This is a genomic window from Citrobacter sp. XY323 (assembly GCF_025106035.1).
Lineage (GTDB): Bacteria > Pseudomonadota > Gammaproteobacteria > Enterobacterales > Enterobacteriaceae > Citrobacter > Citrobacter braakii.
The window spans coordinates 216,377-230,696 of the sequence record NZ_JANYUK010000006.1; the positions used below are offsets into that span (position 1 = coordinate 216,377).

12 protein-coding genes are annotated in these 14,320 nt (G+C 52.1%); 7 read left to right on the forward strand and 5 right to left on the reverse strand.

What is annotated here, in order from left to right:
• Window positions 1-138 precede the first annotated feature (138 nt).
• The 5 genes from uxuA to N0B36_RS10615 all read left to right on the forward strand — a co-directional run bounded on the left by uxuA (window position 139) and on the right by N0B36_RS10615 (window position 5,913).
• Entirely contained in the window at window positions 139-1,323 is a 1,185-nt protein-coding gene (gene uxuA / locus N0B36_RS10595; RefSeq protein ID WP_016151555.1) for a mannonate dehydratase, read from the forward strand.
• 78 nt (window positions 1,324-1,401) lie between these two features.
• Window positions 1,402-2,877 (forward strand): fructuronate reductase, encoded by a 1,476-nt coding sequence (locus tag N0B36_RS10600; protein ID WP_181221168.1) that lies wholly within the window; start codon window positions 1,402-1,404, stop codon window positions 2,875-2,877.
• A gap of 221 nt (window positions 2,878-3,098) precedes the next feature.
• Window positions 3,099-3,872, forward strand: a complete 774-nt coding sequence (gene uxuR / locus N0B36_RS10605; RefSeq protein WP_029139754.1) for a Uxu operon transcriptional regulator — start codon at window positions 3,099-3,101, stop codon at window positions 3,870-3,872.
• Window positions 3,873-4,519: 647 nt separating this feature from the next.
• The gene (locus N0B36_RS10610) at window positions 4,520-4,729 is read left to right on the forward strand and encodes a hypothetical protein (RefSeq protein WP_047358398.1); all 210 of its coding nucleotides are present in this window, start codon (window positions 4,520-4,522) and stop codon (window positions 4,727-4,729) included.
• A 176-nt stretch (window positions 4,730-4,905) separates the two neighbouring features.
• Window positions 4,906-5,913 (forward strand): porin, encoded by a 1,008-nt coding sequence (locus N0B36_RS10615; RefSeq protein ID WP_016155597.1) that lies wholly within the window; start codon window positions 4,906-4,908, stop codon window positions 5,911-5,913.
• 59 nt (window positions 5,914-5,972) lie between these two features.
• Here the strand turns inward: N0B36_RS10615 and N0B36_RS10620 are convergent, their stop codons facing one another.
• From N0B36_RS10620 to N0B36_RS10635, 4 genes are all read right to left on the reverse strand, one after another.
• A complete protein-coding gene (locus N0B36_RS10620) occupies window positions 5,973-6,374 on the reverse strand; it encodes a hypothetical protein (RefSeq protein WP_259687748.1) in 402 nt (133 codons plus the stop codon).
• 190 nt (window positions 6,375-6,564) lie between these two features.
• Window positions 6,565-7,752 carry an MFS transporter gene (locus N0B36_RS10625; protein ID WP_259687749.1) on the reverse strand — a complete coding sequence of 396 codons (1,188 nt, stop codon included), beginning with the start codon at window positions 7,750-7,752 and terminating at the stop codon, window positions 6,565-6,567.
• 97 nt (window positions 7,753-7,849) lie between these two features.
• On the reverse strand, window positions 7,850-9,130 hold the full coding sequence (locus N0B36_RS10630; protein ID WP_103766869.1) for a DUF445 domain-containing protein: 1,281 nt from the start codon (window positions 9,128-9,130) through the stop codon (window positions 7,850-7,852).
• 75 nt (window positions 9,131-9,205) lie between these two features.
• On the reverse strand, window positions 9,206-10,132 hold the full coding sequence (locus N0B36_RS10635; protein WP_259687750.1) for a LysR family transcriptional regulator: 927 nt from the start codon (window positions 10,130-10,132) through the stop codon (window positions 9,206-9,208).
• Window positions 10,133-10,351: 219 nt separating this feature from the next.
• Here N0B36_RS10635 and N0B36_RS10640 point away from each other — a divergent pair, with 219 nt between their 5' ends.
• Together N0B36_RS10640 and metC are read left to right on the forward strand one after the other, a co-directional pair.
• Window positions 10,352-11,584 (forward strand): dicarboxylate/amino acid:cation symporter, encoded by a 1,233-nt coding sequence (locus N0B36_RS10640; protein WP_003019196.1) that lies wholly within the window; start codon window positions 10,352-10,354, stop codon window positions 11,582-11,584.
• A gap of 30 nt (window positions 11,585-11,614) precedes the next feature.
• Entirely contained in the window at window positions 11,615-12,805 is a 1,191-nt protein-coding gene (gene metC / locus N0B36_RS10645) for a cystathionine beta-lyase (protein ID WP_049282575.1), read from the forward strand.
• Between the two features lie 92 nt (window positions 12,806-12,897).
• Here the strand turns inward: metC and mdtM are convergent, their stop codons facing one another.
• Window positions 12,898-14,139, reverse strand: coding sequence for a multidrug efflux MFS transporter MdtM (mdtM, locus tag N0B36_RS10650; RefSeq protein WP_016151565.1), 1,242 nt, complete (start codon window positions 14,137-14,139; stop codon window positions 12,898-12,900).
• Window positions 14,140-14,320: the final 181 nt, after the last annotated feature.

Genomic DNA, 14,320 nt, shown 5'->3' on the forward strand with positions numbered 1-14,320 from the left:
TGGCCGCAAAATGGCGATCTAATCAGCAAAAATCGTGATTTGGTTAACCAATTAATTCCTTCAGGTTGACATGTCATACCAAAAGGAGGAATTTATGTGCCATATCGTCGAGTCCATAACGTAAATGAGGAATAAAAGATGGAACAGACATGGCGCTGGTATGGTCCTAACGATCCGGTCACCTTAGCGGATGTACGTCAGGCGGGTGCCACGGGCGTGGTCACCGCCTTGCACCATATCCCGAACGGGGAAGTGTGGACGGTTGATGAGATCCTAAAACGCAAAGCCATTATTGAGCAGGCGGGCCTGGTCTGGTCGGTCGTCGAAAGCGTACCGATCCACGAAGACATTAAAACCCGTTCTGGTAACTATCAGCAGTGGATCGCCAACTACCAGCAAAGCCTGCGTAACCTGGCCCAGTGCGGCATTCGTACCGTGTGCTACAACTTCATGCCGGTTCTCGACTGGACCCGTACCGACCTGGAATACGTCCTGCCGGACGGCTCCAAAGCGCTGCGTTTTGACCAGATTGAATTCGCCGCCTTTGAGCTGCACATCCTCAAACGTTCGGGCGCGGAAGCGGATTACACCGCCGAAGAGATTGCTCAGGCGAATGAACGCTTCGCCACCATGAGCGATGAAGACAAAGCGCGTTTGACCCGCAATATCATCGCCGGTCTGCCGGGCGCGGAAGAGGGCTATACGCTTGACCAGTTCCGCCAGCATCTTGCGCGTTATAAAGATATCGATAAAGCCGCACTGCGCGAGAACTTTGCCGTCTTCCTGAAAGCAATTATTCCTGTGGCGGAAGAAGCAGGCGTGCGGATGGCGGTACATCCGGACGATCCGCCGCGCCCAATCCTCGGCCTGCCGCGCATTGTTTCCACCGTGGAAGATATGCAATGGATGGTCGATACGGTCAACAGCATGGCGAACGGTTTTACCATGTGCACCGGCTCCTACGGCGTCCGGGCGGACAACGATCTGGTCGACATGATCAAACAGTTTGGCCCACGTATTTACTTCACCCACCTGCGCTCCACGCTGCGTGAAGATAACCCGAAAACCTTCCATGAAGCGGCGCATCTTAACGGCGACGTCGATATGTACGAAGTCGTGAAAGCGATCGTTGAGGAAGAGCAGCGCCGTAAAGCCGAGGGTAAAGAGGACCTGATCCCAATGCGTCCGGACCACGGCCATCAGATGCTTGACGATCTGAAAAAGAAAACCAACCCAGGCTACTCCGCGATTGGTCGCCTGAAAGGGCTGGCGGAAGTGCGTGGCGTTGAGATGGCTATCCAGCGCGCTTTCTTTAGCCGCTAAAGCGAGTTGCCGGTCACCTGTCTGGCCGGCTTTTTCTTTTCTCTTCCGTTGGTCATTCAACGGGTTCTGGAGTTCACGATGACAACGACAATTGCCAATAGCAACCTGCCGGTTGCTCGCCCTGCATGGGACAGCTCGCGCCTGCAATCCCGTATTGTTCACCTGGGATGCGGCGCATTTCACCGCGCGCACCAGGCGCTGTACACCCATCATCTGTTGGAAACCACCGACAGTGACTGGGGGATCTGTGAAGTTAACCTGATGCCGGGTAACGACCGCGTGCTGATTGAAAACCTGCGCAAACAGCAACTGCTGTATACCGTGGCGGAAAAAGGCGCGGACAACACCGTGCTGAAAGTGATTGGCTCGATGAAAGAAGCGTTGCACCCGGAGCTTGACGGCTGTGATGGTATTTTACAGGCTATGGCGCGCCCGCAGACGGCAATTGTCTCGCTGACGGTCACGGAAAAAGGCTACTGCACCGATGCTGCCAGCGGACAGTTAGATCTCAATAACCCGCTGATTAAACACGATCTGGCGAATCCAGGCACGCCGAAATCGGCGATTGGTTACATCGTACAGGCGCTGCATCTGCGTCGTGAGCAAGGGCTTGCGGCCTTTACCGTGATGTCTTGCGATAACGTGCGTGAAAATGGTCATGTGGCGAAAGTCGCGGTGCTGGGTCTGGCGCAGGCGCGCGACCCGCAGCTGGCGCAGTGGATTGAGGCTAACGCCACTTTCCCGTGCACCATGGTCGACCGCATTGTTCCGGCGGCGACGCCAGAAACGTTGCAAGAGATTGCCGACCAGTTGGGCGTGTACGATCCGTGTGCTATCGCCTGTGAGCCGTTCCGTCAGTGGGTTATCGAAGATAACTTTGTCAACGGTCGCCCTGACTGGGACAACGTTGGTGCGCAGTTCGTTGCCGATGTGGTGCCGTTTGAAATGATGAAATTGCGTATGCTCAACGGCAGCCACTCTTTCCTCGCGTATTTGGGCTATCTCGGCGGCTATGAAACTATCGCTGATACCATGACAAATCCGGCGTACCGCAAAGCGGCGTTCGCGCTGATGATGCAGGAGCAAGCGCCGACGCTGTCGATGCCGGAAGGCACCGATCTTAACGCCTATGCGACGCTGCTCATCGAGCGTTTCAGCAACCCATCACTGCGTCACCGCACCTGGCAGATTGCGATGGACGGCAGCCAGAAATTGCCGCAGCGCCTGCTGGATCCGGTGCGTCTGCATCTGCAAAACGCCAGCGACTGGCGTCACCTGGCGCTGGGCGTGGCGGGCTGGATGCGCTACACCCGTGGCGTGGATGAACAGGGGCAGGCCATTGATGTTGTCGACCCCTTGCTGGCTGAGTTCCAGCGCATTAACCAACAGTTCCAGGGGGCCGAACGCGTGACGGCGCTGCTGGGGCTGAGCGGCATTTTTGGCCATGATCTGGCGGAAAACGCTGATTTTGTGGAGACAATTATCGCGACGTATCAACAGCTGTGTGAACACGGTGCACGCGAGTGCGTTGCGGCGTTAGGCGCTGACGCATAATCCCCGAAGTATGACGGGTCAATCAAAATGCTGATTTGGTTGACCCGTTTTCTGTTTTTGGCTTCCCGCAAATGCTATAGTTCAGGCGAAAAAACGTTTTTTGTAGGCTTGATAAGATGCGTCAGCGTCGCCATCAGCCAACGGCACAGGTGCCGGTTGGCAGCGCATGTGCCTTATCCGGCCTACGGATCTGAATTGACGCATCTGACGGACATAACACGATGAAATCGAACACTTCTCAACAAAGACCCTACCAGGAAGTGGGTGCAATGATCCGCGATCTGATTGTCCAGACGCCGTACCAGCCCGGGGAGCGTTTGCCGCCGGAACGTGAAATTGCTGAGATGCTCAACGTCACTCGCACGGTGGTTCGCGAAGCGTTAATTATGCTGGAAATTAAAGGTCTGGTGGACGTGCGCCGCGGCGCCGGGATCTACGTACTCGACAATGCAGATGCGCAGACCATCGACAGTACGGATGTCAATCATTGCAATGACGCGGGCCCGTTTGAGCTGCTGCAGGCGCGACAGCTGCTGGAAAGCAATATCGCCGAATTCGCCGCGCTGCAGGCTACGCGTGAAGATATCGTTAAAATGCGCCAGGCGTTACAGCTGGAAGAGCGGGAGCTGGCCTCCAGCGAAGCGAACGGTTCTGAAAGCGGCGACATGCAGTTCCATCTCGCCATAGCTGAAGCCACGCATAACAGCATGCTGGTGGAGCTGTTTCGCCAGTCATGGCAGTGGCGTGAAAACAACCCGATGTGGATCCAGCTCCATAGCCACCTTGACGATACCCATTACCGTAAAGAGTGGATGGGCGACCACAAACAGATCCTGGCGGCATTAATCAAAAAGGATGCCCGCGCAGCCAAGCTGGCAATGTGGCAGCATCTGGAAAACGTCAAACAGCGCCTGCTGGAGTTTTCAAATGTTGATGATATCGACTTTGATGGCTATCTGTTTGATTCCTGGCCGCTGGATAAAGTTAACGCCTGATTTTCCTTCCTCTCCCATGCGGGCTGTTGCAGCCCGCGCGCCACTTTTCAGCACAAAAGTTTATTGCATAACAACGCTTTTTTCTCGTCATGAACGTCACGTAAAAAAAGGTTTCCATCACCTCAGATGATGATTTTTCCTCCGTCGTTACGCGGTGAAAATTGATTTATATCAATTAAAAACAACTTATTTTTGCATGCGAAAAAATGCATTGTTTACCTTATTTTTACCTTTCCGTGCTTATTTTTAGACAAAACGGGCCTGTGTTAAGTGAGAATCAAACTGATTTCCGCGGTGGTCAGAGCGAGGCAGCCTGGAATAACAGTGCATAAAAACAGGCGCTTCACGGAAATGTAGACATTAATAACGGCACGTAACTTATTGGCTGTAATGATGTTTTGATTTGAGATCATGTTTATTGTCAATAGTTCTGGCTTTTTTAATCAAATGAATAAAAGTGAATATATGTAAAGTTAAAATTACACATTATTCTATAATCAAGTTATCTTTCATTTGAAATGCTGTTCCAGTTTTTTGTCCGTTATTAACAGTTTCATTACTATTGTCACTGTATTTTGCCGTTGACATGTTTTTACACTGACTGCATATTTCATCGCCATAAGCGTGTTTGCGTTCAGGAGATGATAATGCCCTCTCGAGATTACCCCGATATTAGAAAGGCCAGGGGTACCCGTTCAAAAGATATGGTTCTTTTAAGTGCCCGTGTCGATACCTCTCTGTGGGAATATGTTCGTACGCTGGCATTTGAAACCCGTAAAAGTAAACAAGATATTATTGCCGAAGCAATAATGTTATATCGCTCTGTTAATGAGAGCGTAAGCGAAGAATCCAAGTAATTACTCTCTGTTCGGGTTTTATTTAACCCAAAATGATATGTGTCTTGCCACTTTATTATTACCTTCATTGGTGTGTTAGAGGTTTTCCCCTTTTCCATAGGGGGCTTTTTTATGCGGGTATTCTGCCTTCATAACAAAGTTGATAGCAAAATTCACAATTAAAAGTGAGTAATAACATGAAAAAGTCAGCAGTGGCATTAGCTGTAATGGTATTAGGGGTAACCTCCGTTCATGCAGCGGAAATTTATAATAAAGATGGCAACAAACTGGATCTGTACGGCAAAGTAAAAGCGGTCCATTCCTGGACTGGCGGCACCGATGCCGACGGTACATACGCGCGTCTGGGTTTTCGCGGTGAGACACAAATCAACGATCAACTGACCGGTTATGGCCAATTTGAAAGTCAGTTTGATGCCTCTAAAGCAGAAGGTTCTCAGAATGGCGTCAATACACGTCTGGCGTTTGCTGGCCTGGATTATGGCCATGACGTTAGCTTTGACTACGGTCGTAACTACGGTATTGCTTATGACGTGGGAGCTTACACTGACACTCTTTCAGAGTTCGGCGGCGACTCCTTTGAAGATACTGACCGCTTCCTTACTACACGTACTGCTGGCGTTGCAACACTCCGCACCAAAAATCTGTTTGGAGCCGTTGATGGTCTGAACATTGGCGCGCAATACCAGGGCCAGGATGACACTAACATTAGCCCGGCAAAACAGCATGGCAATGGTTATGGCTTCTCCCTGGGTTATGACAATATTGCGGATTCCGGCGTATCTGCGATTGCGGCCTACACCACCAGTGCGGTGACTGCTCTGCAGAAACGAAGCGGCTGGGATGGCGAAAACGCAGAGTTCTGGGGCGCGGGTCTGAAATATGATGCTAATGCCATCTACGTCGCGACCATGTACGGCGAGTCCCACAACCTGATTCAGGATGCGGATAAAGCTGAGCACTTTGAAGCAATGGCTGCGTATGTGTTTGATTTTGGTCTGCGTCCGAACGTGGGTTACGTTCACGCGCGTGACAACAACAATAATGACCTGACTGAATACGTAGCGTTGGGCACGGATTACTACTTCAACAAAAACATCGTGGCTGATGTGGGTTACAAAATTAACCTGCTCGACGGCAAAGACGACGACAACCAGGTTGTTGCAGGTCTGACCTATCAGTTCTAATTTGTTGTACTAGCATAAAAGGCGTCTTAGTTAAGACGCCTTTTTTACCTCTGCCGTGTTTAAACTGGCTGACTCTCTTTGACCTGTCCACCGCTAAACAGCCATTGCCAGATGCCCACTTTTACCCATGCGACCACGCAGAGAATCAGGTAAAAAAGTGGATTATGCGTAATGGTAACGTACATGACCTCCATTAAATCCACATGCAAATTTCCGGCAATTGCCATATTGATAACAAAAATTGAGGCTACCGCGCTGGCCAGTAAAATAAATACGGCCTGAAGCTGGGTTATCTCTGGTAACCTGCCAGAGGCCCATTGCCATAAAAATGTTGTTGTTAACAGGAATATAAGAAACAATCCTAACGCGCCAAACAGGCCAAAGTCTTTATAATCCTTTAGCGTGTCAATTAAACCCACCAAAATAATTAACCCCAGTAGTATTTTTTTAAACCATGACATGTACTTTTCCCGAAGATAGTGTTGATGCTGAGTTAATATGTCCATTTTTACGCATTTTAAATTGAGTTTATAAATGAACAGCCGGGGATTATAAATTGTCTGGCGGGTAATTGCCGATTATTTGTGGTTTATTAAATGTTGACTTTTGATTGCGGACTAATCCTAAGATACCTGTTTATAAGGTTGTCGATTATACCCTTTTGGGGGAGGCGAAACGCTGTTTGTATAATTGTGCGAGGCTGATGAGTGCCGCAATAAACAAGGCGACGGCACCGCATAGCGTGGCGTTAACGATCGCTTGAGCGCCGCTTCCCAGCAGGCTGGTTAAGAGTGGCCCGAGTATTTGCCCAATGCCGTAAGTCAGGGTGACCAGGCCCAGCAGATTAATATTGCGCGGTACGCAAAGTTGACGGGCGAGCGGCATGACCAGCGAAGTGGTCCCCATAAACGTTGCGCCAAAACCCACGCTGCTTATCACCAGCAGCGGCAAGGAGTCGCTGGCGAGCGTCATGACCACGCAAGCGCTTTGGATCAGTAAATTCGCCGTCAGGCATTGCAACACCCCCCAGCGTCGGGCAGCCCACAGCCAGGCGAAACAACCCGGAATAATCGATATGCCGACCAACGACCAGAGATGGGCCGTCAGCAGCGGCGACCCGGCACTTTTCGCCATCAGTGGCAGGTATGTAGCGACAATGATGTAGCCAAATCCGGCTAATCCATACAGTAGCGCCAGCAGCCACCAGGACATAGGCTGATGCTCTGTTTTTACCGGTGCTGCGGCGGGGAGCGCATGGTCGCGAGATGGCAAGAGCATAACGAGTAGCACAAAGAACAGCGCGGAGGCTGCCGCTGCCCCCAGCCAGAGCGTGTGCGATGACAGCGCAAAATGCAGACCGCTGATGACATATTCATTGCCCAGCAAAATGCCTGCGCCAACGCCGGAGAACAATGCGGCGATCACGAAGGGATGCCGGGTATGATGCAGGACGATCATCGAACCAAAAATCATCATACCGGCACTGGCGACGCCTGCCAGAAAACGGATCAACATCACCAGCGCGGGTTGCTTAACGCTTGCCATTGCCAGAATCAATCCTGCGGTAGCGAGCGCAGAAGTTAACAACATCGGGCGTAAACGTGAGGGAAGATGGAAGAGCCCGAAGGAGAAGAGCAGGCTTCCCGCCAGATATCCGGCGTAGTTGGCGCTGGCAATCCAGGAGAGCTGGTCAAACGTAAACTGACCTTCCGACAGCAGTACCGGGAGCATCGGCGTATACAGAAAGCGTCCAATTCCCATGCCCAGCGTTAAGACCAGCATGCCAAAGAGCGCGACGCTGATGGCATGACGATTTGAATCGGGGCTTCCCTCGGACATACGGACTCTCATTTCACGCTGTTAGTTTGATAATTGTTATATTACATGTGCAAATGATAATGAAAAGTAAAATAAAAACAGGGATTTTACTTTCTCCTTAAAAATTCGCCAGCGTCAGCAGGGAAGGAATTTGCGACAACAGATATAACACCAGCCCAATAGAACCGCCGACCAGCGTGCCGTTGATGCGGATAAACTGTAAATCTTTGCCGATGTTTAGCTCAATTTGCTGCGACATATCGCGCGCATCCCAGCTTTTCACCGTGTCGCTGATATGGCGCGTCAGGAAGGTGGCGAACTCCGGCGCAACTTTATACGCGGCCTGCTCCAGATGCCCATTCAGTGAGGCGCGCAGGGCGCTGTCGGCAACCAGTGTTTCGCCGAACCACTGTCCGGCGCTGGCGATGCGCTGCTTCACGCGCGAATCGTCAGCGTTAATGTCGGTTTTCACCCACTGGCGCAGGTCTGCCCACAGTTCGCCAAGATAACGGTTGAAGGCTTCGTCTTCCTTCAGATAGTTTTTCATGCTTTCGGCCCGCACGGCCATCTCCGGATCGTGTTTGAGCTTATCGATTAGCTTAAACGTGGCGCGATCGAAGGCGTGGCGGATCTGATGCGCCCGATCGTGGCTGATGTCATCCAGTAAGGAATTAACGGCATCAGACACCAGTTCGGCGCTGTGCTCGCCCAGCCATTCAGTCGGCAGGATCTTCGCTTTCATCGGATGCTCGGTCTCCAGCCAGTGCACGATCTGTCGGGCGATAAACGCCCGCGAGCTGTCGCGCTGGAGCAGGGCGATAAGTTGGGCGATCAATGTGTCGAGCAACACCTGATGGCGATTGTTTTTGGTCATGCTTTCCAGCATCAGCGCGCTGGTACCAGAGAGATCGACCTTGTCGATGGCTTTGTGCACTGCCCGCTTGATCAGCCGCTGAATGCGGGCGTCGTCGGTGAGTTCGAGAAAACCGCTCATGATCTGCAGCAGATGCTGGCCAATTCGCTGGGCGTTTTCCGGCTGGCTGAACCAGTTACCGATCAACAACGCCGGTTCATGGCGGCGGATCAGGGCGATCAGGGACTGGGTGTCGAGAAATTTTTCCTGCACAAACTGACCGAGATTCTCCCCGATCCGATCCTTATTGCGTGGGATAATCGCCGTATGTTGCGAGATAAACGGGATTGGTACCCGACGAAAAAGCGCCACCACGGCGAACCAGTCCGCCAGCGCGCCGACCATCGCCGCTTCGGCGATCGCTTTGATCCCGAGCACCCAGAAGTTAGGCGGCAGAAACAGCGTGATGACGAAGGTAGCGGCGGCAATCAGCAGCAATGAGAGCGCCAGTCGCTTGGCGCGTTTGAGTTCAGCAATTTTATTCATAGGCTTAAGGATAGAGCCAGACGGGGGGATCGCGCAAAAAATGTGGAGCGCCTCCCATTTTCAGACGTGCAAAGATTACTCCGGGATCCAGTTGTCCCAGGCGGGTAAGGGGTCGAGTTCCGCCACCAGAAAATCGATAAACGATCGCACCTTCGGATTGCTGTACTTACTGGGAAAATAGAGCGCATACAGGGCGTGGGTTTCGCAGGTGATGGTGCCGTCGAGCATCAGCGGCGTTATCTCTTCTTTTTGAATATGATCGCCAATCAGATAGGTGGGCAAATACGCCACTCCCTGATCTTCTAACACCGATTTCAGCAATACCAGACTGCTGTTGGCCTGGATAGGCATATGCAGTTTTAACTGATGCAGACGATCCTGTTCATCCGCCACCTTCAGCACCGGCGTGAGACCTGGGTAAACCAGGCAATCATGATTGACCAGATCGCTACGACGCTGGGGCATCCCTTTTTTGGCAAGGTAGCCGGGTGAGGCGCAGTACGCCCAGCGGACAGGCACCAGCTTGCGCATTGCGTAGTTCTGCGGTGGTGCGGTGGAGATTCGCAGGGCGATGTCGAAATCCGTTTCGTTCAGATTCACGAAGTTATCGTTGAGATCGATATACAGATTCACATCTGGGAACTGGGAACGATATTTATCCACCAGGTTCACCAGCCGGGAATAACCAAACGCAATTGAGCAGGTTATGCGTAATTCACCCTGTGGGCTGTGGTAATAACCGGAGGTGGTATTCAGCGTTTCATCGAATTCTTTCAAAAGCTTATTGGCGCGGTTAAAGAGATATTGCCCGGCATCGGTCAGGGTAATACTGCGGGTGGTACGTTTAATTAATGTCGTGCCTAACGTATCTTCCATTGCCGCCAGGCTTTTGCTGACCGCTGATGGCGAGACGTTGAGCTGCGCCGCGGCTTCTGACAATCCTCCGCAGTCGACGATTTTAATGAAAAACTCCAGATGCTTGAGTGAAATCGGCGTACTCATAGTTTCCTTTTATTCACAAGTGATTTGCAAAAACGGTACGAATAGGCCGTTACATTCGCGTTTTAAACATGCAACTATTGAATCACAGGAAACAACTTGCTGGCAAAATGAAAAAATAACAACTTAGGTGAGTTACGTCACAAAATAAAAGGAGGCGAAACGGAAACTCATCACATTGTGAATTTAATCTCATTAAATATTATTCTAAAGGTACCGATTATGTGGTCACGACTCGAACCCTACAGATCGTCGATTATTTTATTAGTTGCTCTGGTGATTGGCGGCTTATTAGGTATTTATGCCCCCTCATTTGCAAGTAAACTCCAGCCAATCGGCCAGATATTCTTAAATCTGCTATTTATGATTATTGTGCCGCTGGTGGGGATCAGCGTCATGTCTTCGATCGCCAGTATGACCGACCTGAAAAGGCTGGGGCGCATTATGGCGATTATCTTTATTGTTTCGATCGCAATGGCCTTTATTCCGGCTGCCGGGATCGTCGCGCTGGCGCTATGGTATAACCCGGCGCAGGGCGTCACTATCGATCTTTCGCAGTCGGTGCAGGCGGGCAGCGGTAAGATGGATTTTGTCAGCATGATCACGACCAGCGACTTTATCGGACTGTTTTCTAAGTCCAATATTCTGGCGCTGATTGTGATGGCGATTATTGCTGGTGTGGCGATTGGTCAATCGGATCAGGCCGGTAAGCGCATTGCGTCGCTGCTGGAAGATGCCAATACCGTGATCATGAAGATCGTTTCGATCATTATGAAGGTCGCGCCGATTGGCCTGGGCTGCTATTTCGCTGCCACTATGGCCAGTCAGGACTCTGCACTGCTGTTAACCTTTGCTCGCGCCATCGGCCTGTTCATGGTGGCCACGCTGGTCTACTTTGTTTTTGGCTCGATTCTCTATTCGTATATTGGCGGCGGTATTCCGGCAGTCAAAGCCTTCTGGCGTAATGCGATTGAACCGTCTGCGACTGCGCTGGGGACTTGCTCTTCGCTGGGGACTCTCCCGGTGACGCTGCGTGCCGGTAAGGCGATGGGGATTAACCCGGAAATCGTTGATGTCTCCATTCCGCTACTGGTTAACCTGAACAAAGGTGGCGTGGCGATGATTGCCGCGCTGAAAATTGTCTTTATCTATTCCGTGCTGGGCATGGAGTTCACCACCGAGACCTTCTTCCTGACCATGCTGATTGCGGTGCTCTCCGCCATTATCGTCGGCGGCGTACCGGGCGGGGCATTCCTCGGTGAAATCTTTATCGTCACTACGCTGGGCCTGCCAATGGAAGCGATCCCGATGTTGGTAGTGCTGGGCACGATTACCGATGCGCCTGCCACACTGATTAACGTTATCCATGATTTGAATGCGGCGCAGATTGTTGAACGGTTCGCTGGAAAAAAGCAGACCAACACTGAAATAAACTCTACTGCTGCGGTGGTATAGGTTTCACACGGATTAAGAACAGGAGATGTTATGAAAGACGTAATGAAGCTTGAGACGCAATTGGTTGTTGCGGGTCGCGACAAACGCTACACCCAGGGAGCGGTGAATCCGGTTATCCAGCGCGCCTCTTCGCTGGTGTTTGATACCGTGAAAGACAAAAAATTCGCCACCGCCAATCGCGCAAATGGCGAGCTGTTTTACGGTCGTCGCGGAACCTACACCCACTTTGCCTTCCAGAAGGCAATGAGCGAACTGGAAGGCGGCGTTGGCTGCGCGCTTTACCCGTGCGGCGCTGCGGCGGTGACCAATGCGATTCTGGCGTTTGTCCAGGGTGGCGATCATATTTTGATGACGGGCGCGGCCTACGAGCCAACCCAGGATTTTTGCAATAAGATCCTGAGTAAATTCAATGTGGAAACAACGTATTACGATCCGTTGATTGGTGCTGGTATCGTTGATCTTCTGCGTCCGGAAACGAAAGTTGTATTCCTCGAATCGCCAAGTTCGATCACCATGGAAGTCCAGGATGTACCGGGGATGGTGAAAGCTATCCGCGCGGTTAATCCGGAGATTGTCATTATGATCGACAACACCTGGGCGGCGGGTGTGCTGTTCAAAGCGCTGGAATATGGCGTGGATATTTCCATTCAGGCGGGAACGAAGTACACCATCGGTCATTCGGACGGCATGCTGGGCACGGCGGTGTCCAACGCGCGTTGTTGGGATCGTCTACGCGAGAACTCCTATTTGATGGGACAAACGCTGGATGCCGATACGGCCTACAACGGCAGCCGTGGATTGCGCACCCTGGCGGTACGTCTTAAGCAGCATCAGGAGAGCAGCATCCATATTGCCCGCTGGCTGTCGGCAAGGCCGGAAGTGGCGCGGGTGAATCATCCGGCATTACCGGAATGCCCGGGGCACGAGTATTTTCAGCGTGACTTTGCCGGAAGCTCAGGCCTGTTCTCGTTTGTGCTGAAAAAGAGACTGACCGACGAGCAGATGGCGAATTTCCTCGATAACTTCTCGCTGTTCCATATGGCCTATTCGTGGGGCGGATTTGAGTCGCTTATTCTGGCGAATCAGCCAGAAGAGCTGAACAGCATTCGCCCAGCCGGAGAGGTGGATTTCAGCGGCACCCTGGTCAGGGTGCATATTGGCCTTGAGGATATTGGCGACCTGATTGCCGATCTGGAAGCAGGGTTTGCGCGCATTGCTTAAGATAATGTGATGGTTGCCGGATGCGGTGCAAGCGCCTTATCCGGCCTATCACTACGACACAGGCCGGATAAGCGTCAGTGCCATCCGGCTGGTTAGTTTTCAGTGGCTAACGTTGTTGTTTCATGCTGGCGAACCCGTTTCAGTAAGCCTGCCAGGGTAAAGACGACAGCAATACCCGCCGCAACCGCCAACAGATGAAACGAAATCCTGCCGCCGTTAAACCACAGCCAACGTCCGATTTCGACAGAAACCGCCATCACCGTCAGGATGACCATATTCAGCGACGCCGAGACCGTACCCTTCGGTAAGTTGTTGGAAAACAGCGTAAAGCGGAACAGCGTCGGAAAGATCATACCAATGCCAAACGCATACAGGCTGGTTCCCAGCACCGACCACAGCCAGACGTGCGGCCACAGCAAATTGCCGGCAATCAGCACCGCCAGTCCGCTCAGTTGAATGGGTGCCGCCCGCCAGATAAAGCGTGGCTGGGTTGGATCCTTCACAAAACGAACAACCACCATATTGGCGACGATCACCGCGCCAAACACCGGTGCCTGCGCCCAGGCAAACTCTGATGTGCTCATACCGCCAGCGTCGATCAGGATCACCGGCGAGACCGCCACCCAGCTCATCATCGGGATATAGCTTAGCGACAGCGTGGCTGCGCCAAACAAGAACACCCGGTTGCGGAAAACGTCGCGGAAATCACGCAGTACGCCGCGTGCACTGAACGGCACCGCGCCGCGCTTAACGGTTTCCGGCATTGCTAACGCTAGCCCAATCAGGGCGATAAGCCCCATGGCGGCGATAATGGCGAACAGGACTTTCCAGTGTACAAAGTGCATCAGCGCTGCGCCGGAGAGCGGGCCGATAACTGGCGCAACCAGCACAATGGAGGTGATTATCGCCATTAACTTAATGGCCTTCGTTTGCCCAAACGCCTCCTGAACCGTGACATAGCCAACGGTAGCGATAAAGCAGATGCTGGTGCCCTGTACAAATCGGGCGACCAGAAATTGCGTCATTGAGGTGGTCAATAGCGTGGCAGCGCAGGCGAGCGTAAAAATTAACGCCCCCGCAATCAGCACCGGTCGACGGCCAATCCGGTCGGAGAGCGGTCCCAGCAGCCATTGCAGCGCCATGCCGCCAGCCAGATAGAGGCTCACCGCAGCGGGGGCCAGGCTGACGTCGGCGTTGAAATCACGCACCACATTGATGATGCCTGGCTGGATCAGGTCCGTCGACAGATAAGCGGCGAAGTCATATAAAATCAACGCGACAGGAAAAAATAGCGTCGTGGTGCGTTGGGAGAAAAACGCGAGAATCCGTTGCATAAAACAGCTCCTTTTCGGGAGAAAACCCTCAACGGGAATAGCGAAATTCAATACCGTCTTTGAGACGTCAGACCGATGACAGAAAAAAGCAGACTGCAAATGTACTGAATTTCATGTAATCAAAAACGCTGCCTGCGCGAGGCGCAAACAGGAGAAACGTTTTCAGACTCGAGTCAGAAAA